Here is a 21,336-nt window from a genome sequence, read left to right as displayed (position 1 = left end):
AATATTAGGTCATGCTGGTACTTGTAATAAATTGTGGTTCGTCATCCGTGAAGTTCGATCTTTTTGACGCCGAAAGGGACTTTTCCGACCTTTGTAAGGGAGTGGTCGAAAGGATAGGGGACAGTTCCGCGGAGCTCCGATACTGCTGCCACGGGAAGGAGAAGATAGAGGAGCGTGTTGAGTGCCCTGATCACCACAGGGCCATAGAGATAATACGTGGCGCGATAACGCATCCGGAGAAAGGTATCCTTTCCGATGTCAGCGAAGTGGGAGGCGTAGGGCACAGGGTCGTGCATGGGGGAGAGAAATTCAGCGACAGCACCTTGGTCAACGATGAAGTGATGGCCGGGATAGAAAAATGCTGCGTTCTGGCGCCGCTGCATAACCCTTCGGCCATACAAGGCCTTAAAAGCTGCCAGGCGATATTCCCGGAGGTGCATCAGGTAGCTGTTTTTGATACGGCGTTCCATCATTCGATGGCGGAAAAGGCGTACACGTACGGTATACCATATGAGTTCTATGAAAAATACGGGGTCAGGAAATACGGTTTTCACGGCACCAGCCACAGGTATGTTGCCGGAAAGGCCGCCGAGATATTGGCGCGCCCCATAACCGAGCTGAATATAATCACCGTGCATCTTGGTAACGGGTGCAGCATGGCCGCTGTGGAAAAGGGTAAGAGCGTGGATACTTCCATGGGGCTTACCCCGCTGGAAGGGCTTCTCATGGGGACAAGGTCCGGGGACCTGGACCCCGCGCTCATCACGTTCCTTATGAAGAAAGAGGGCCTTGATCCGGAAGCCATGGAAGACCTCCTGAACAAGAAAAGCGGGCTTATGGGTGTCTCAGGAGTAAGTAACGATATGAGGGATATACTGGGAGCCATGGAGAAAGGTGATCCCAGGGCCAAGCTCGCGTATGATATATTCGTCTACCGTATAAGGAAATACATAGGCGCGTATGCCGCCGTGCTAGGCAGGGTGGACGCTGTTGTTTTCACCGCGGGTATAGGGGAGAACGTACCCGCGATAAAAGAAGAGCTCAAGAGGGACCTGAGGCCGCTTCTGGGCCAGAAGACGGAATTTTTGACGATAGGAACGAATGAAGAACTCCTGATAGCCAGGGACGCTTACAGGATAGTCGTAGAACAGATGAAAAAAGAACAACCCGACACGGGGGCTATACATAAGATACTCACCGGGGTCAAAACCATAGCCAGTACTTTATTGGACAAGATCAAAGGAGGAGATAAAAAATGCCAAAAGTAAAACATAGACATTCAAAGGAAAGAGGACGTAAGCGCCGTACTCATTATAAGGCGACCGCGCCTTCAGGTACGGAATGTCCCCAGTGTGGAAAGACGAAAAAACCGCATCATGTGTGCCCTTATTGCGGATATTACAAGGGTACCCAGGTCAAGGCCATAGAGTCCATTGAGGACCGCAAGGCGAAGAGAGAAGGAAAGAAAAAGCAGTAAACGCGACCTGTGTCCATTCTAAGGCGCTTTTTTTATGTACTAGCACGGAACAACATATAAAGCGGGGGATAAATGAGAATAGGTCTGGATGCGATGGGCGGGGATAAAGCCCCGGAATGTCCGGTAGCGGGCGCCGTGCTTGCGGCTAATGAGTATGGTTACCATATCACGCTCATAGGAGTGGAAAGCGCTATACGCGAGCAGCTGGCCAAGTATGATTATCCGGCCGACAGGATCGACGTGGTCGGGGCTTCCGAGGTCATAGAGATGTACGAACCGGCCGCGCTTTCCGTCAGGAAGAAAAGGGATTCTTCCATAGTCCGCGGAGCCGACATGCTCAAGAACGGCATGTTCGACGCGTTCGTCAGCGCGGGTAATACCGGCGCGGTCGTGTGCGCGGCGACGCTTAGCCTCAGGCTTTTGCCAGGCGTGGACAGGCCCGGGATAGCGGTCATATTCCCGACGCTCATAAAACCATGCATGGTCATGGATGTCGGCGCTAACATAGACCCTAAACCGCTTCACATACTTCAATACGGTATAATGTGTGACGCTTATTCACGTCACGTGCTTGGTAAGGACAATCCGACGGTGGGGCTCCTGAACATAGGAGAGGAATCGACCAAGGGTACCGAGTTCGAAAAAGAAGTGCATCTTATGCTATCCGAGAGTAAGTTGAACTTTGTCGGGAATATCGAGCCTAAAGAGGTGTATTCCGGCAGAGCCGACATAACCTTGTGTGACGGTTTTGTCGGTAATGTATTTCTTAAGGTCACCGAAGGGTTCGCGGACGCTGTCAGCAAGTTGCTGAAACGGGAGCTCAAGCGAAGCAACCTGTTAACGAAAATAGGCGCTTTACTTACTTTGCCGGCGTTCAAGGCGCTCAAGAAAAAAATAGACTCTGCCGAGTACGGCGGGGCGCCCCTAATGGGAGTGGACGGAAGCGTTATAATCGCCCACGGCGCTTCGGACAGCAAGGCCATAAAGAACGCGATACGCGCCGCGGCGGAGAACGTAAGTCATAAAGTCAACATGCATGTGGTCGAGGAAGTGCAAAGTTTCTGAACCAGCCTTGTCCAGGCTGCATGGGTAAGGAGAAGAAGTGAAAAAAGTCGGGATATTAGGTGTGGGTAAATATCTACCCGAGCAGGTGCTTACCAATGCCGACCTTGAGAGGATGGTCGACACCAGTGACGAATGGATCACGACGCGTACGGGGATAAAAGAGAGGCGCATCGCGGCCAACAATGAAGCCACCAGCGACATGGCGGTAAAGGCGGCTAAATCAGCGCTTAAGAACGCGGGACTAACTCCCGAAGATATAGACCTCATAATAGTGGCCACGATAACCCCCGATATGTTCTTTCCTTCTACGGCGTGCCTGGTGCAGTATAAGCTTGGCGCGCAGAACATTCCGGCCTTTGATATCGCCGTCGCCTGTTCGGGGTATGTTTACGGGCTTACCATAGCGGACCAGTTCATAAAATCCGGCATGTATAAAAAGGCGCTAGTGATCGCGGCTGAAAAACTTTCCACGGTCACGGACTGGGAAGATCGTTCCACCTGTATTCTTTTCGGTGACGGGGCCGGCGCGGCCATACTGGGTGAGGTCGAGGAGGGTGGTATCCTTGGCGCGTCTCTTGGTGCTGACGGCAGCAAAGGAGACCTTCTCCAGCTTCCCGCGGGGGGGTCGAAAATGCCCGCGTCCATAAAGACAGTTGAGAATAAACTCCATACCATAAAGATGGAAGGCAATGTGCTTTTCAAGCATGCCGTAAAGATCATGGCGGATGCCGCGCTCGCGGTCACGGAGCCCTTAGGTCTTGACGGTGATGATATAGATATCATAATACCGCACCAGGCCAACATACGTATATTGAACGCGCTCGCGAAACGCATGGGAGTGGACCCTGACAAGAAAGTCTACCTTAATATATATAAATACGGTAACATGTCCGCCGCATCCAGCGCGGTGGCGCTTACAGAGGCGGTCGAGGAAGGCCGGATAAAGAAAGGCGATACCATACTCATGGATGCCTTTGGCGGAGGCCTTACCTGGGGCGCGCTAGTCATTAAGTGGTAATGTGTTCATGGCGCGGGCCCGGCCGGGTCCGCGCATAATTCAACATTTCAGGGAGAGGATAACGATGGACAAGAAGATCGGTTTGCTTTTTCCCGGCCAGGGTTCGCAGTCGGTGGGTATGGGCAGGGAACTTTACGAGAACGAGACAGCTGCGCGCTGGGTATATGACAGGGCTACGGAAGTGCTGGGCGTGGATGTTAAGAAGCTTTGTTTCGACGGGCCGGAAGATGAGCTGGGAACAACGGCTAACAGCCAGCCCGCGATATTCATTACAAGTATAGCCACGCTTAACGTGCTTGTCGAAAAGATCAAAGGATCCCCGGTGGGAGAGGAAGGTCGGGAGATATTTTCCCGCGAGGATATTTCCGGTATAGGCGTCTTGGCGATGGGATTAAGCCTTGGGGAGCCCACCGCGCTTGTCGCCGCGGGTGCCATCTCTTTCGAGGATGGCCTCAAGTTCGTGCATAAGAGGGGCGCCTTGATGGAGGAAGCTTCCAATAAGAACCCGGGTAAGATGGCTTCGGTCATGGGTCTGGAGCTCGCGAAGGTGGAAGAGATATGTATGGGTATTGGCTGCCAGGTGGCCAATCTCAATTGCCCCGGCCAGGTGGTCATATCGGGACACGCGGACAGGATAGAGCTCGCGGCGGACCTTGCAAAGAACCAGGGAGCCAAAAGGGTGATCATGCTCAAGGTGAGCGGGGCCTTCCATTCGTCGCTTATGTCCGACGCGGGAGAAAAACTTAAGGCATTCCTTGATGGCGTCGAGTTTTTGCCTCCCGCGATAGACTTTATAAGCAATATAGACGCGGAGATCACTACGGACCCCGATAAGATCAAGTCGAACCTTGTGGCACAGCTTACCGGTCGTACGCTTTGGGAGGCTTCAATGCGCAAGGCTGCTGATATGGGGGTCACGGAGTATCTTGAGATCGGCCCGGGTAGCGTGTTAAAGGGTCTGGCTAAAAAGATAGATAATTCGCTTAATGTGTTCCCTATACATGTTACGGAGGATGTTAACGCTTTTCTGCAGTCTGTATCGTGATCGATATATATAGGTAAAAACGCTCTTTTATATGCGAAAAGGGCGTTTTTTCTTACACATTTCGTTAGAATAATAAATAGCCCGATATCGTGTTTTTTCTTTGACAATCAAAAGATTTATGCTATACTACCACTAAGGCGTTAAAGAAAAGAAAGTTAATGCCGTCTTTTACAAAAAAGGGTAGGGTATGATGAAGCAGAAAAACCAGGGTTTAGTTACTGCCTTTTCAGTTCTTGTCCTTGCTGTTCTTTCCTCGGCCTTTCCCACAGATAGTCTGGCCATATCCCAGGCGGAGATAGATATAGCGTTATCCGAGCCTATTCTGAAAAACAAGATCAAAGATACAAGTACTCCCTATGTTTTCCGTACGGTGGACAGGGGGATGTATACCAGTGAGATGGTGTCGTTCAAGCACGCGGTCGAGAACGAGCCCGGTATAGCGGAATCCCATTACAACAAAGGTGTGGTCTACGCGCTTAAGGGGAACTATGACGACGCGCTTGACGTGTTCAAAACATCAACGATGCTGGACCCGACCTTCGCGGACGCCTATTACAACATGGGCGTTATATACGGGATGAGGGATATGTACGACGAAAGTATAACAAATTTCCAAAAGGTCGTGCAGCTTGACCCCAAAAGCGGGGAAGCGCACGCGAACCTGGGGATACTTTACGGGATAAAAGGACAGTATAGAAAAGCCATAAGTGAGTATAAGAAGGCTGAGGAAGCGCTTCCGGATAACGCGGATGTGCATTATAACCTGGGTATCGTATACGGTGAGGTCGGAGACCTGGACAGTGAGAAGGCCCAATATGAGAAAGCCGTATCACTGGACCCGGAATTCGTCGAGGCGTATAACAACCTGGCTATTGTATGCGGTAAGCTTGGATTGGAGAGCGAGGAGCAGAAGTATTACGAGAAAGTGATAAAACTGGACCCGTCATACTCTGACGCGTATTATAACCTAGGTATTTATTACGGACAAAGACAGATGTACGAAAGGGCCGCGGAAAACTTTGCCCGGGCGCTCGAACTGCATGGAGGGTTTTACGACGGTTATTATAATATAGGCATAGTGCTCGCGGCCGTAGGCCGGTATACTGAGGCCATAAAGAACTATGAAAAAGCACTACAGATACAGCCAGACAGCGCGGAAGTGTATATGAGCATGGGTGTGGCGTGCGCGTTGGACGGCCGTTACGAGAAAGGCATAGAAAGCCTTGAAAAAGCGGTGGCACTTTCTCCCGAGTCGATCGGCGCCAGGCTTACCTTGGCCTTGATGTATACCGTATCCAAGACATATTATAAGGCTGCGGAACAATATGTGCGTATCCTTACCATTGATCCCGACTACGCGCCGGCATATTATAACCTGGGCACGGTCTATGGCATGATAGGGGACGTTGAGGAAGAGATAGCGTGTTATGAGAAGACGATAGAGCTTGATCCGGACCACGCGCGCGCGTACGCGGACCTGGGTGTGGCTTATGGGGAGATGGGGTTCCTGGGTAAAGAGGTATATTGCTATAAGAAGGCCCTGGAACTTGCTCCGGATACGGCTAAGGTAAATTATAACCTCGGAGGGGCTTACAGGTCGCGTGGTATGCTTACGGAAGCCGTGGCCGAGTTCGAGAAAGCCATAGAAAAGACGCCTTACGACGCTAAAGTACATTACGAGCTGGGTGTCACTTATGAGTTCCTCGGTGAAAGGGACAAGGCCATGGGCGCCTACAAGACGGCCATAGGCTTTGATCCGGCGATGGCGAAGGCCCATTATAATCTGGGGCGCATATACGGTCTCAGGGGCCGTATTGATGATGAGGAAAAAGAGTATTATCGGGTGTTGGAGATAGATCCTAACATGAAAGAGGCGTATTTTAACCTGGGCGTGGTGTATCGCGAAAAAGGCCTTATAGACAAAGAGACGGAAGCTTATAAAAAGGCCCTGGAGATAGATCCGGGTTTTCTTGACGCCAGAATAAATCTCTCGACGTCATATTATACTAAACGCGAGTATTCGAAAGGGCTTGAAGAAGCGCGCAAGGCCACGGAGATAGATCCGACGGATGGAACGGGGTTCTATATGATGGCGCTCAACGCATATATGCTTGGGCAGCGTGACGACGCGGTCGGTTATTTCGACAAGGCTTTGTGGCTTAAGGCCAAGATGGACCCGAGATTCGTGGAAGAGATAACGAAATATAAAACAGCGGGATAATAAAATAAGAGATACAGGAAGGGTTATTATTCCGCCAAAGAGGCCGCTTTTAGCGGCCTCTTTTTTTTGCGGATAAAGGGATATTTTGTTATTGTCTCTCGTCGCCGGTATCTTCCGTATAGCCATCGTAAAGAGACTGGGTCTTGGATTCCATGTATTTCTTGTAGTTTTCCAGTTCTTCCTGTTCGGTCGGGCTTAGCCATCCGTCGCTATTATTGTCGAATTTCTTGTCCATGTCCGTTTCAACCTTCTGCATGCTTACGCCGGTCGCGCCTTCTCCTGAAGAGGAGCTTGTGGAGCTGCTGTTATACTGGGGTGTAGTGTAATTATACGCGGAGGTTTTTTTTGAAGATGTTTTCTGCGCCTGCTGCTGGAGGAACCTCTGGCGCATGCGTTCGCGTTGTTCCGGGTCCTGGGGCCCGTTCCCGCCCTGTTGTCCCGGCGCCCCAGCCGGTCCGCCAGGTCCCATGGGGTTTTGGGGTTGCGCGCCAACGGGGCACAAGCTCGCGATAGAGACCAGGATGGTCGTTAACACTAAAACGCGACAAGCCGGTATTTTAGATAACATTCAGGTTCTCCTTTTTGTTTGATACGGACCAGTAGAGATTCAGGCGATGATCCCGGAAAACAGGACCTTACGTGATGCCAGGTCCATTTTGATCCCTCCTACATAAGAATAATTATATCCTGTGCGGAGAAATTTGGCAAAATCCCGGAGATCTTTTGCGGGGGTTTCCTTCAGAATGGCGTTATCCAGCCAGTAATATCGCCCGTCCTTTCGGAAGGCGCAGATGGCGTGGTTGGGTCTGTGGGGGCCTACGGAGAGCGTACGCGGTTCGTATCCCAGTACTTTAAGGACCGCCGCGTTGAGAAACGCGTAATCCTCGCAGTCGCCACGTTTCAGCTTTAGCATTTCCGCCGGAGGCGTAAGCTGGTCGAGGCCGCTGTCTTTTATGTACAGGGTATTGTTCTTGAGCCAGGTGGTATAGTCCCGCAGGGAATAGATGCAGTTATCCCGTATAAAATTCAGGATGGTCTCGTCCAGGGCAGAAGGCCGCGCTACGAGGACGCCATCTGAGGCGTATGTCTCCTGTGATATGACTAGGCCGCCGCAAGGTATGCTTCCGGCTTCCATTGCCATGGCCTGACAGGTTAAAAGCGCGGCGAACATTGCCGCCACGCGTATGGTCCTAGACAACATTTTTCCCCCTACGGGAACACGTTAACAAGCTATCCTCGATAATATTTTAAGCCTGTTCTCCCGGGGTGGACAACAGTAATAAAAACTGTTAGCAAAATAAAAGTTTGCTAAAATATGAAAATTATATTGACAAAAATGGAACATAGTGGTAACATGTATTTGTAGTTCTTTAAAAGATGTGACAAAAGTAAACCCATCGTGAGATGGGGGCACAAAGCCGCGGATGCTATATCCCAAACGCTGCCATCCGAAGTTTGGGCGGGTGGCGGCGCATAGCCGGGCTGCCGGATATTCAAACATGACCTCGTTCATACGGACGGGTCATGGTCTATTCGGCAGCCCTTTTTTTTTGCCCGCGGGGGTAGGAGGGGGATATGTTCAGTCCCAAGGAAAAAGCGGTACTCCAGGCGTTGATAGAGGAAGAAATAATAAAAGCCGAGCTTATCGGACATAGAAGCGGATATTCCGTGTTGAACAAGTACCTGGATACGCTGTTCGGCATAGAAGAGAAACTGGACGCGAAAGATCCGTCCAAGGTATATACGCTTTAACCAGATACCGGCAAATACGGAAAGAGGTGCGTTATGAAGGGGCTTATCCGTAGAGATCCATTCATGAGGACCGTTTCCTCCATTCTTATCCCATTATTCCTATGGAACCAGCTCGCCTGGGCCGGGGATATCCCGATACCGGTGAGTGTCGAAGTAGCGTCGACCGATAGTGGCATGGCGGAGGATGAGTTCCTAGATAGACTAGACCTCCAACAGTCGGTCGTAGACAACAAGAATATCATTGAAGGATTCGTGGCGGAAATTATGCGGGCCGCATTGCCGGAAGAAGCGGGGGATATTACTATTTTTACGCCGGAAGGGCATAGGGTAACTCTTAGCGATGAGCGTGTTACGGATATCGAGACAAAAGACGGCGATACCATATCGGACATTGTGATGGATGAAAACGGTGGGTTAGCCGAAGCTACGGTCCATTTAAAGGACGGAAGGATCCTGTATATACACGAAGGTGATATTACAAGTCTTGTGGATATATCCGGTAACAGGTATGAATATGATGGGGACGGGACTCTGTGTTACATCGAGTTCAGTGATGGCAGGGGATGTTCCGCAAGTAAAGGGGATGATGGGTCCCTGACGCTTATGGATAATGAAAAAATATCGGTTTATACGCCTTCCGGTGACCTTTCGCGTGTCGAGTATTATAATGGCAAAGATATTTATTATGAGAACGGAAAGATCGCGCGATTGACTGAGAATGACGGTACGGAATATTTTTATTCCACGGTAATTGGCCCGGGCGTAACGTATGATACGGTCCGGCTTGAGCGTATCGAAAAGGACGGGAATAATTATTTGATCGACGATGGCCACATAACGGAGATCGAGCTTGCGGATGGGACCGTGTTGCGAAAGATACTTTTGGACGCGGATGGGAAAATAGTGAATGCCGAGGTTACTTGCACTGATGGGACCTCATATGAGGTCTCGGGGGGAAGAATACGTGAATTCAGGGATCTTTCCGGAGCCACTGCCGTGTATACATACGTTTCGGAGAACGAAGTTATAGTGGATATAACGGACGGGGATGCCGCCCGGGCATTGAAATATAGTAAGGATGCGAGTTCGGGCAATATTATTATCAGCGAGGATGGAAGGAACTATACATACTCATCCGAATGGTCCTTGTTGAGTTTCTCGGACGGGACGGGAACTTTCGAATACATATACGATGGGTCGGGAAGCGTTGTAAACACCATATTCCGTGGGGTTAACGGGGATGTTAACGAATATAACGAGGAAAATGATATTGTTCGCAGGGAGGAGGCTTCCGGTGCCGTATACGTTTTTTATGCCGAAGGCGACGCCAGGGGTTGTGTCGAAAAAGTCATACAGGAGGACAATGTAGTCTTTTTCGAATACGGGTCCGGACCGGATGGCGGCATGGACGTTGTGTCCCGGGAGTTGTACGACGGGTACGAAACGTACGCGTCATATTATTCTACTGATTATGTGCCGAGAGCTACTTCCCCGGAATTCAAGGCAACATTTACGGTTGACGACACTAAAAGCTATTCCAATCTGTATCTGGGGGCATCGTATTTTAGTTCAGGGAACATGTCCATAAGCTTTTCGTTGAATATGTACAACGGCAGTACTAACGTGTACTACAGTGCGTATAACTATAAAACGCACAAAAGTGAATATGTTAACGAATGCTTGGATGTGGATATAGTTAAAGGTGTGGAATATACAGCCGAACTTGTTTGGATGGACGAAGGGGTCGGGGTGTTCGTCTACCAGAGCGGCAGTGGCCGGCCGTCAGATCCTATATATACGATAGCGAACAAAGAATGGGACCCTCGTTTTTATATTTCCGGTTCGAACGCTTCCATTGGCCTGGATCCGGCATCTCCGGGCGAATTTACTCACTCCGAGAGCATCAGCTCGGACTATCTGGACCCTTTGAGCGGTATATCCGATCAGGCCATCGAGTTTTATTTCGATGGTAATTACTCGAACAGGTCTTTTTGCTCCAGCGTTAGTGTTGAGCAGGAGGGAGCATATAAGTGCGCCAGTCTGGATGTTTATGGCGGAGATGCGTGTTTATATCTATATACTTATGATCATACTACATATGCGTATGATAGCCAGAGCGTTGACCTTGGTGTGGTTTTAGATAGTGACGTTACATATATGTTAGAGAACGTGGCCGAGGGAAATGATATTTATATTTATCTTCATGAAAAAAACCAGCCTCGCGGTGACGCTGTATATGTCTTAAAGGATTTCGACGGCAAGGTACATGTGTCATCATCCATTACAGGCGGACGCATGTCGTCCGAAATAAAGGATAATGTGACATTCTATAGTTACAATAGCTCGGGAAAACTCACAAAGAGGGAAATATTGTCTGATGGTAGTACTCTCGAATATATATATGATAACTACGGCCAAATAAAGGAAAAAGTGGTCACTGACGCCTCAGGGGTCCAAAAAACGTATGATAACCGTGGATTGTTGCTGCGCGAGGAAAAGCCCTGCGGGGAGGTAACGGTGTATGGATACGATCCCGATGGTAATTTGATCTCGATAATCCCGGAATATCCGGATGGGACGGAATTTGAGTATTATACCGCGGGGGATTACGAGGGGCAGGTTAAAACGGTAGTTTTGCCGAACGGGGATGAATTTTGGTTTGAGTACGATACCTCGCCCGCTGGCCGTCTGGTCGTAAAAAAGAGGACAGCCTATGACCAGTTCAATAAATATGAATCATATTATGGTACGGCATATATTTCGCGTTCAACAGACCCGGTCTTTAAGAGTGATTTTACTCTGGCGCCAGATAAGATCTATTCCGAACTGTTCTTGGGGGTAAGTTATTATAAATATGACGAAAAAAGTATAAATGTCTCTCTGACCGTCTATGGCAATAAAGCACGGATATATTATTCGAAATATAATTACGTGACGGGACAAAATGAGTATGATAGCCGGGAACTTGACATTGACGTTCTGAAAGACACGGAATACACGCTTGAATATGAATGGCGTTCGGATGGTGTATATATCTTTATATACGAGGCAAGTGCCGGGAAGCCGGAAAAAGCCCTGTATAAGATAAATGACGCCGACTGGGATCCCAAGTTCCATATAAGGGGGACCAATGCCGATATCGAGCTGGATACCGGATCGTCGGGAGAATACGATGTTTCCTCCAGCTACGATTCGGATTATTCGTATCAGATATCAGGTTCTCCGGTACTAATGACCGAGTTTACGCTTGACCCCGCGGCATCTACAAATTCGGTATCCTGGGGACTTAGCGGACAAACTTCGGATATGTACGGATCGATACATTTGTCGTATTACAACGGAACGCCTTTATTCAATACATATCATTATGTTTGTTCTACCGGTAAGTATGAGAATGAAAAGATGGAGGTGCCTGTCACATTCATCCCGGGGAGCACGTATGTGGTAGAGGCAGTGGTGGATGAAGACAACCGGCTGGAAGTTTTCATATATGAAAAGGGTGGGAGCAAGGGGGAGGCCGTATACTTCGAGGATGATTGCGGATGGATACAGAGTGCCTATTCAAATGTTTCCGGCGGGGAATGTAAGGTCGAAGCGTATGACCGGCTCGAAAACATTGAATACAATACGCGGAATGGCCTCATGATCAAGGACGATGTGCCGTCCGGCATGGCCGATATGTTCTTATATCTGGAGCCCGAGGTGCGTAAGGTGGAAGAATATTATCTAGATTCTTTAGTGCCGCGGATATTCCCAAACGGGGATATTGATATCCTGACCGGTTTTTGTCCTGATGCGGGCCGTATCGTGCCGTTGCCGGGAGACATGTTCGATCCGTCCGGGGAACTATACACGGACTACGCGTTCCGTAACCAATATTTTGACATCCTTATGTATGACAACAAGACAGGTTTGCTGACCGCCAGCATAAGCCCAGACGGCACTCGGACTGACTGGCAGGAAGGTTTTAACGAAGACCCGTTCAGCAAATGCAGTATAAGGTTGATGGCCCCGGACATGGACCCGATGGCGCTGCTTGATCCGATACATGCCGTGTTATCGGAAGCGGTTGAATATTGCGGGGCCAGGACATTTTACGAAAGTGGCAGGGTGCATGTCGAACGACTTGATGACGGGATAACGCTTGAGTATTCGGACGAAGATTGGAACGGTAGACATATAGGCCGTCTTGTTAAAAAGACCATGCCGGATGGTAGTTATCTGGTATACGAAGACCATTATGCCGGAACGGATCAGGCAAAATTCGTATATGAGTACGATGCAACGGGAGGCCTGTTAAATACATATGAATATGACGTCTATGGCAACATAGTCAGTGATTTTGATATAGAGACCGATAATTTCGCCATGAAAACCCATGTCGACGATTCGATAACGACCTATGAAAAATATGCCGGAAGTTTCAGGAAAAATACTTTTTTTGACGCTTCCGCGGGGACCTTGGAAGAATATATATATGATGGGGATACGCTTTCTTTCATTCGCACGACATATGCCGATGGGGTATCCGAAGCATATGAGGTTATCGGAGGGGATGAGGCGGATAGGCGGCTTGCCGAAAAGAACGCTCCGGGGCAGCTTTTTATTAAAGGAGTTAACCTCCCCTGGCTCAGGTATGGATATGATATCGGTGGATATACGCAGGGAGGCGAACCGCTTGGGTTCAGCTCCGATCTCGGGGTTTTGTATGAGGAACTGAATAAGTATCGCAACTGTACGGTCAGGGTGTTCATGTTCACGGACCTTCGTTCCGGTGTGGATTTCGACGCCTCCGGCAAGCCGGTTTCATTTACCGATAAGGTCTATGATGACACTCGTGCGTTGTTCCAGGCGGCAAAGGCTTTCAATATAGAACTTATACCGGTACTGTTCGATTACAGCATAGCGGACGGGGTAACACAAGAGGGTGTTTATGACGTGGGAGAACACCCCGATGTGATAGGCGAGGGTGCCACCAGGCAGGCGTTGTTCGATCTATTCGACGGATTTTTTGAGGAATTTGCCGGTGATCCGTCCGTTTACGCGTGGGATATCATTAACGAACCAGAATATTGTACGTCGGCCGGAATGGATGAGATCAAGGCTTTCGTGAACGATATGGCGGCGCTGATACATGCGAAAGACGTTGACGCGCAGGTGACTGTGGGAGCAAAGAACAGGGGATCGCTGGTGGACCTGTGGCTTGACGCTGACCTGGATGTCCTGCAATACCATTATTATGATGATTTTCCCGCGGAACTGTCACTTGACCACGATGCCCGTCTGATATCACAGGGCAAACCTATACTTGCCGGCGAGCTGGGGCCGGGGTCCATAACGCATAAGTACGATGTTCTATATGAGAATAATTACGTCGGAGGACTTATATGGCAGGATGGCGCCGGCTTTGTGATGAGCGGTGAGGATCGAGATGCGCTCGCCAGCTGGTCCCATGGAGCGACGACAGACTACAGTTATTATGGATCAGGCAGGAAACAGTTTGAGCAATATTCTAACGGTCTGGTCAGGGAATTCGAGGATGTTGCAATGTTGCCGGATGGCAACGGCCGTCTTGTGTCTGAAACATATTCGACGGGTGCGTATAAGGAATATTCATACTATGAAGGAACCTGCGACATAAAAAGTATAGCTTATTATCTGGCCGACGGATCGATAATGATGCTTGAAACTTATGACCCGCAGGGCGAATTTCTTCAAAGAAATCTTTATTATCCCGACGGCAGTTTAAAAGAGACAAGGAGGGCGGATCTTACCTGGGAAAGCTATGATGCGGACGGAGCCCTTCTGCAACGCGGGTGTACGATAAATGATACAGAGGTGGTCTATGGCCCATCCGGGCGTATGATCAGCCTCAAGAAAGGCAGTTATATAGAAACGCGTGGATATGTGGTCGCGAATGGGGTGGTGGAATATACGACGGCGATCAATGGCGGGATGGTCAAAGCAACACGCGATGGGTATTATGATGGCACTGACCTTATTTCAAGAACGGATAACACTTCCGGTGAGGATATGGTGAATGTCGAGTATGATGGCGGCATATCGGTGGGGTACGCTGACGGGTCTATAGCGGCATTATCAGTAGACGGTGGATACATGAATTTTTATTGCGGGAACGATGTCCTGAGCCAGAACGGAAGTGACGGGTCTCTGTTCGAGTTCGAATCGAATTACCTGAAAAAGGTGACCACCTTGAACGGTAATGTATATAACTTTGTTGTAACTGCCGATGATGATGGTGTCGTTGTGTCGCTGCAAAGCGCCATTGTTAATGGCATAAAGCTGGAGTTTGACGATTCGGTCCTGTCCGGACTGTATATAGGAAGCGACCATGTGGACGTTGTGGATATCACCATGTTGAACGGACTTACAATAGGCGAGTTAAAGATAGACACCGGACCGGGGGTGGAGACCGTGACATCCGGGAACGCGGTATTTGATCTTATCGCTCAGGTGGTGGAAGTGATGGGTGCGGATACCCCGAACATTAAGTTCGATTATAGCGCGGATAACACGATAAAGGAGATCTTGACCAGCGAGTTCAGCAGGATGCGGTTCGCCGATGGTTTGATCGAAAAGACCGTTTCTGCCGAAGGGGTGGAGGTGGACTATGATTACCAGAGGGACGATGAGCGGAACATAACGGGGCTGAAAATGACCGAACCGGGCGCGGTTAGATGGTTTGACGCGAACGGTATACTTCTTAAGATAGAATTCGATGACGGCTCTGTGGTGAATTTCGATGGGGGTGATGTCCAAAGCCTAGAACGGGAAGGGGCGATATTACAGGATATGACGTTCAATACCGACGGCGACCTGGAAGGTGCCAGGCTTTTTTCCGCGGACGGTTCGGAGTATTTCTTCGCGGGTGGGAGTTTGGCTGATTTCATCGACTCGCAGAACGTCTCCTATGAGCTGGATGATACCGGGAAGATAGCTAGGTTGACGAAAAACGATACGGGTGAAACGTTCGATGTATTTTACGCGACCGACCCTTCGGATGGGAAGACAACCATTACTTTCAGGTCTCAAGCCAGTGGTACAGAATACATATATAAAGAAGACCTGTTAGCGGGGATAGTTACCGATGCGGGGATGGAGGTTAGATATGAGTATTATGCTGACGACCGGACGAAAAAAATAGAAATATTGTATGGAGGCCGCGCCGGATCCGTATATTCATATCAATATACGGGTGGGAATACGGTAATAACCGATGAGGTGGGCAACAAACGTTATTACAATGGGGACCATAGGACCGAGAAGATAGAGACCCCGTACGGTGAGACGTATATGTATGCCTATGATGTTGACGAGGACGGCGGGGCGGTTACGACCATAAATTATACATATAAGAAATTGGATGACGGGACGCAAATAGAATATTTCAAGGGCAGTATCGTAAAAATAACCAAACCCGATGGATCAACTATCGACAATGTCGAATTCGACCCGGTTACCCGTAAGCTGTCGAAATTCTCCCTGCATACGGCCGACGGTAAACACCGCAATGTTTCCATCCAGGATGATCTTGTCATTTTTGAGATGGAAGATTCCACGAGGCTGGTTTTCTATGAGGATAAGCTGGTCGCTCTTGGGAATTCGCAGGGGATAGTGCCTATATATGACCTGGACAAACTTAGCGATATCGTTTATGTGCGTGATCCGGGAGACGCGCCAGATGTACCGATCGAGGAAATAGATATCGCGGCGTCGAACTGGAGGCACCAGACCTATGAGGATTCGCTGGGCATACGTTTTGTGGAAAGGGATTATGCCGACGATCAGTGGGAACTGAGCGTAGATCTTGAGGCCGGTGACGCGAATTATTCCGAAGGCGAGATGTTCCTCGACCTCAGGTACGATATCCCCGGGCTTGCGTGGCAGGCGCCGATCGACATGACCGGGAAGGAGATAAGTTTTCTGGTCAAGCTGGACGATAGTTTTGAATATGATCCTCTGTATCCTCCGGAGATCCAGGTTTTCGCGAAAGACTCCAGTTGGAATACGCAGTACGGTACCGAGGTCGTTGTGGATTCAACAAGCTCATGGATAACGATATCCCTCCGGCCTACCGAGGAAAACATCAACCTTGGTTATACGGACCCCGGTTTTGACCCGACAAAGATAGTTATGCTGGGGATCAGGATAACGCCGCAAGGTTACGCGCCGGAAGGGCTTAAATACCTTGGTAAGGTCATGGTAAAGGAAAACATACTGCCTGATCTTTTTGAGAACGTGAATTGTGAGGGAAGCCCGCTGGATGATCTGTATTATGGCCTGGGTGTAGGGCGGAACCTGGATCTTTTGACCGGAGGAGAGCCTCTTGATGAGGAGGGGATACTGGAGAATTTTGTGGATTCGCTGGGTAGCGGGCCTTCGGGACTTTACCAGCAGAATCTGCTTAACCAGATAAGCTGGCACATCGAGGACGAAAATGAAGCTCTTAAGGCGATAAAGTCCGTTTACAGGGATACCGCTACCGATGAATTCGTGCTTACCATGGACCTGGAAACGGACAGCGCTACGAACAGCAAGGGGGAAATATATTTTGACCTCAGGAAAGATGTGCCCGGCTTAGGGTGGGATGACCCATTGAACATGACATCACGTCCGCTCAGTATGCTCATAGAAGTGCCCGAGGAAATGATAGGTTCCGTGGAATGTCCGAATGGCGCGCGTTTGTTCGTGGAGGACGCGTCGGGTAACATACAATACGGTACCTGGGTGAACCTCAAGGAAGGTGAGAAGCTCTACCAGATGGACCTTACCCCGACATTCGGCGATATCCCTATGGGATATACCTTCCCGGGTTTCGATCCGAGCCGGATAGTGAGGGTGGGGATCAACATTTCCACCCAATCAGGCTCAAATACGGATTTTCACGGCCAGGTCCGCGTGAAGTTCCTTCCTATTAATGGCGACGGTGTTATGGAAGATATAGTTGACATGCCCTTATGGATGGACCTGAGGGGCATAAAAGAATATCTTGTTGACGATGACGATAATTACCTGCGGGTTCCGGGCGTGCAGTATCTTCCTGAGACCTATTACAGCTATGTGTTCAACGACGGCAGTGGTATCGTCCCGACGGCATACCTCGATTCGGTCTCCCACGCGAACACGGTCTGGAAAAGACAGGGAGGGGGTATAGCGTCCATATCCTGGAACGCCGATGGGGATATGCTGGAAGCGGATCTCAATATGGTGAATGGGTACAGCATGGGGGAACTGTATCTTGACCCCAGATATTCGTGTTATGTCCCGGACAAGAACTGGTATGACGGCCGTACCGTTGACATGACGAGTACGCAATTGGAATTTTACGTGCGTACGAGCGAGGACTTCCAGGCAAATACATCCGTTCCCCTCATAGTGGAGGCTTTCGCTAAAGACAGTGTCTGGAAGACCGAGTATTCGCAAGTCGTAACGCTGGAACCGGACGGAGAATGGATGAGGGTACAACTTACGCCTTCTCCTGTCGATTTCAACTCGGGCTATGCCGAAGCCGGGTTCAATCCGACGAAAATATCGATGTTCGGACTGAAAATAAGGTCGAGCAGTTCTCTATATACCTATGAGGGGAAGATAGAGATACGGTTCTCTCTAAATGAGCTTGACCAGGGGCTGACCAATCTCGGCGATACCGGGGAACTCCCGCCGGATCCCGTATGGGTGGACCAGCGGGACCTGGTGGAATACATAAAAGGTAACGATATAGCTCTTTACGGGGATTATTCGATCATGGCCGAAGTGAACGGCCTTATCGAGGAGATACCGGACCTACAGCTTCCGGGAGATTTCGCCGCGTATTTCGTCTATGACGATAACGACAAAGTGACTTCCATTTCAAAACCCGACGGTACGACAAGCTGGTTCGACGATGATGGGAAAATTGACCTCATAACATTCGATAACGGCGACATTTTTATCGATTATGACTACGATGAGTCCGGCGATCTTGTAGACGCTACACTTGTTTCCGCGCGGGAGAAGCTCAAAAAATCCATGTCCGATATCTCATGCGAGATCGAAAGGCGTACCGCGGATACACTGCTTCTTCTGGCGGAACAGAAAAGCCTGTTAACCGAGGATTTTATGCGGGAGGTCAACGCCCAGAGGGCGGTGTTCTCGTCGGAGATCAGCCGGCTTTACGACATGAAATACCAGAGGATAAAACATAAGACATGGTATGGTGAGGTTTATTACGAGGAAATAGAGGTTCCCGGGGTCCAGGACGCGATTAACCAGATAAGGAGTTACGCGGCCGACTTCGACCGGCAGGTTTCCGAACAACTGGCCTTGCTGGATGGCGATATCCAGGCTAAAAAAGAAGAGATAGAAGCGGAAAAGGAGCTGGTACTTGGAGAATACGCTTTTCAGGAACGGAAGATGCTCAATAGTATAGTTAAGGAAGAGACCATACCGCTTGTGTATTACTATTACCGAACCGTTATCGGGCGTGAGGCTACCCAGGACGAGATAGAGGCGTTGTCATCGATGCGATATGATAGCAAAGGATATTACGACTCGTTTACGCTGGATATGAACGATATAACGGACGCGAACGCTATGATATGTTCTCTGGCGTCTGATACGGCAAGTCCTTTATACACAGGGCTTTCGGAAGAAGCAAGAACGATAGTGGACGCGCATGCTGCCGGCGGGAGCGTAACGGATGAGGAACTTCTGACCGTTGTCAGCGCTATTAACGCTGTCATCCTGGACAGCGGGCTTTATGATGCCCTGCTTGGATACTATGGGACAAAATCGGCTCTGGAATCGGGGCTTTCCGCGGATACGATAACGTATATTTCCGGCCTGACCTGCCTGGACAGGCTGGGTGGAAGGCTGGGGTATCTTGAGTCGAAAGACGTGAACTGGCTGAATCGGTATGTGGTCCACGATCTGGTCGCTGGGATAGCGGAAGGAACAAGGGCATCCTCCCCTTGGGATAACGTGAATTTCGTCGGCGTTTACGCGGAAGAGATGAACGACGCCGACGCGTTAATAGCGGCGCTTACCCTGGATAAAGATTCTCCTGTATATGTGAACCTGCCATCCGACAGCGCGGATATAGTTGACAGCTATGTTCCGGGAGCTGAACTGTCCAGTGAAGACGCGGAGACCATAGCGCACGGGCTCGACGCTGTGATGCTGGCGTATGACCTATACGGCCAAATGGTGGCATATTACGGGTCGGAAAGCGCGTTCAGGTCGAAATTGTCGTCGGATACTATCGCTTACGCCGATGGACTTTCCTGTTTGGCCTGTCCTGTATCAGGCCTGATGGAAAAGGACAAGGTGGATATAGCGTGGCTGAACAGGTATATATTGCAGGATATCCTGCCGGGATTAAGGCCGAAAGAGAAATACGCGCGGGTATTCAGCGCCGAAGCGCTGAAAGAAGATCTGGTCAATTCTTCTGAAGCCGTAGTAGCGGCAGCTTTTAAAGCTAATGTTACCTCGGGAGTTATCACATTTATAACGGAATATCTGAACGACCCGGGACAACGAGCGGGCATGCTTGCCGGGCTTGGGCTGACCGGATCGGATGTCATTAACATCACGGATGCGTTCATCCGGGCGGTACAGGAGTGGCTGGAGGGGCAGGACGTGCATTTCGGCAGAAGCGCGTTCGGTACGCTGGCACGGTATCTTGAGGAAAATGGCGTTAATGAGGACCTGGAAACTGTCGCGGTCAAGAGCCTGCTTATAGATCTTTTGATGGGAATAACCGGACCCGCTACCGATGAAAAAATAGAGATCTCCATGTATACGATGAACAAGGTGGCGACGTTATTCGGGGTGAGTGGTACGACATGCAGGCTCACCTACCAGGATATTCTCGCCATTGAGGGGCCGTTCATAACGCTTATAAACAAAAGCCATTACGTAACGGTCCTGGATGTTACCGCGAGTGAGGTGACTTACTGGGACAGCAACCTTGGGACTGACGGCGGTGAGGTAACGATAAGCAGATCGGATTTTGAAAGCAATTGGCAGGGGGATGTAATAGCGAACACGCCGATCGCTCCGGAAAAGGTCCTTACGGACGTGGAAGCGCAGAATATCAAGGGCGCGTTCTTCTGGCTTATTATCCCGATAATTACGGGGATCATAGAGGCGGTCACGGCGGTGGTCACGGTCGTGATGGGCGCTATAACCGGTATATTGTCTACGCTGGCCACCGTGGTCGGCAACGTGATGGCCGGCTTGGTGCAGGCGGTGGCCAATATAGGGAACATGCTTGTATTCGTCGGGAAAACTTTCCTGGGGGCTATGGGCATAGGAGGCGGTGCGGGAGCCGGAGCGGCGGCGGGGACGGCCGCAGCGGGGACCGTGGCGACCGGTTTTTCGGTCCCGACGCTCATAAGCGGCGCAGGAACGACGCTTATTAAAATTGGCGTTGGATATGGGGTAAGCGTGGGACTCGAGGCTCTTGGGGTGGACCCGGTGCTTTCGGGATTGATAGCCAGCGTTGTGACCGGCGGAGTTTCCGGGTTCATGGGTGAGAACGCGGGCATCCAGATGGCTTTCAAAACGGCTTTACAGTATGGCGCCGCCAGCGGAATGACCCTTCTGGGCCAGCATTTCGACCTTGACCCGATGCTCACGAATATACTTTCGATGACCACGAGCGTTCTCACGGGCGCTTCACTGGACCCGGAAGTAACGGTAGGGCAAGCCCTGGAAAAGATCGCGCCGGATATTACGCGTGAACTGGCGTATTACGG

The 21,336-nt window shown here is 50.0% G+C and carries 10 protein-coding genes and 1 riboswitch; of the genes, 8 read left to right on the top strand and 2 right to left on the bottom strand.

Annotated features, from left to right (window positions below):
• Positions 1 to 11 precede the first annotated feature (11 nt).
• The 6 genes from PHH49_07495 (at position 12) to PHH49_07470 (ending at position 6,826) form a co-directional block, all read left to right on the top strand.
• On the top strand, positions 12 to 1,268 hold the full coding sequence (locus tag PHH49_07495; protein MDD5488779.1) for an acetate kinase: 1,257 nt from the start codon (positions 12 to 14) through the stop codon (positions 1,266 to 1,268).
• On the top strand, positions 1,256 to 1,477 hold the full coding sequence (rpmF, locus tag PHH49_07490; GenBank protein ID MDD5488778.1) for a 50S ribosomal protein L32: 222 nt from the start codon (positions 1,256 to 1,258) through the stop codon (positions 1,475 to 1,477). Before PHH49_07495 ends, rpmF begins: the two co-directional genes overlap by 13 nt.
• A 72-nt stretch (positions 1,478 to 1,549) precedes the next feature.
• Positions 1,550 to 2,542, top strand: coding sequence for a phosphate acyltransferase PlsX (plsX, locus tag PHH49_07485; protein ID MDD5488777.1), 993 nt, complete (start codon positions 1,550 to 1,552; stop codon positions 2,540 to 2,542).
• Between the two features lie 37 nt (positions 2,543 to 2,579).
• Positions 2,580 to 3,560, top strand: coding sequence for a ketoacyl-ACP synthase III (locus PHH49_07480; protein ID MDD5488776.1), 981 nt, complete (start codon positions 2,580 to 2,582; stop codon positions 3,558 to 3,560).
• Positions 3,561 to 3,624: 64 nt separating this feature from the next.
• Complete coding sequence (gene fabD, locus PHH49_07475; GenBank protein ID MDD5488775.1) at positions 3,625 to 4,605, top strand: ACP S-malonyltransferase; 981 nt, start codon at positions 3,625 to 3,627, stop codon at positions 4,603 to 4,605.
• A gap of 187 nt (positions 4,606 to 4,792) precedes the next feature.
• Entirely contained in the window at positions 4,793 to 6,826 is a 2,034-nt protein-coding gene (locus PHH49_07470; GenBank protein MDD5488774.1) for a tetratricopeptide repeat protein, read from the top strand.
• An 88-nt stretch (positions 6,827 to 6,914) separates the two neighbouring features.
• Here PHH49_07470 and PHH49_07465 read toward each other — a convergent pair whose 3' ends face one another.
• On the bottom strand, positions 6,915 to 7,394 hold the full coding sequence (locus tag PHH49_07465; GenBank protein ID MDD5488773.1) for a hypothetical protein: 480 nt from the start codon (positions 7,392 to 7,394) through the stop codon (positions 6,915 to 6,917).
• 39 nt (positions 7,395 to 7,433) lie between these two features.
• Positions 7,434 to 8,027, bottom strand: a complete 594-nt coding sequence (locus tag PHH49_07460; GenBank protein MDD5488772.1) for a transglutaminase-like domain-containing protein — start codon at positions 8,025 to 8,027, stop codon at positions 7,434 to 7,436.
• Positions 8,028 to 8,203: 176 nt separating this feature from the next.
• A riboswitch (cyclic di-GMP riboswitch) is annotated at positions 8,204 to 8,316 on the top strand.
• Between the two features lie 85 nt (positions 8,317 to 8,401).
• On the opposite strand from PHH49_07460, the gene PHH49_07455 reads away from it, so the two are divergent.
• Both PHH49_07455 and PHH49_07450 read left to right on the top strand, forming a co-directional pair.
• On the top strand, positions 8,402 to 8,578 hold the full coding sequence (locus PHH49_07455) for a hypothetical protein (GenBank protein MDD5488771.1): 177 nt from the start codon (positions 8,402 to 8,404) through the stop codon (positions 8,576 to 8,578).
• A 33-nt stretch (positions 8,579 to 8,611) separates the two neighbouring features.
• A partial coding sequence (locus PHH49_07450) for a cysteine peptidase family C39 domain-containing protein (protein MDD5488770.1) occupies positions 8,612 to 21,336 on the top strand: 12,725 nt, incomplete at its 3' end.

Source organism: Candidatus Omnitrophota bacterium (assembly GCA_028715965.1).
Lineage (GTDB): Bacteria > Omnitrophota > Gorgyraeia > Tantalellales > Tantalellaceae > JAQUQS01.
This window is presented reverse-complemented; position numbering and strand designations above follow the sequence as displayed.

Bases quoted from the DNA above. Each gene is read 5' to 3' on its own strand.
- PHH49_07495 (MDD5488779.1), top strand. From the start codon at position 12: ATGCTGGTACTTGTAATAAATTGTGGTTCGTCATCCGTGAAGTTCGAT.
- rpmF (MDD5488778.1), top strand. From the start codon at position 1,256: ATGCCAAAAGTAAAACATAGACATTCAAAGGAAAGAGGACGTAAGCGC.
- plsX (MDD5488777.1), top strand. From the start codon at position 1,550: ATGAGAATAGGTCTGGATGCGATGGGCGGGGATAAAGCCCCGGAATGT.
- fabD (MDD5488775.1), top strand. From the start codon at position 3,625: ATGGACAAGAAGATCGGTTTGCTTTTTCCCGGCCAGGGTTCGCAGTCG.
- PHH49_07470 (MDD5488774.1), top strand. From the start codon at position 4,793: ATGATGAAGCAGAAAAACCAGGGTTTAGTTACTGCCTTTTCAGTTCTT.
- PHH49_07465 (MDD5488773.1), bottom strand. From the start codon at position 7,394: ATGTTATCTAAAATACCGGCTTGTCGCGTTTTAGTGTTAACGACCATC.
- PHH49_07460 (MDD5488772.1), bottom strand. From the start codon at position 8,027: ATGTTGTCTAGGACCATACGCGTGGCGGCAATGTTCGCCGCGCTTTTA.
- PHH49_07455 (MDD5488771.1), top strand. From the start codon at position 8,402: ATGTTCAGTCCCAAGGAAAAAGCGGTACTCCAGGCGTTGATAGAGGAA.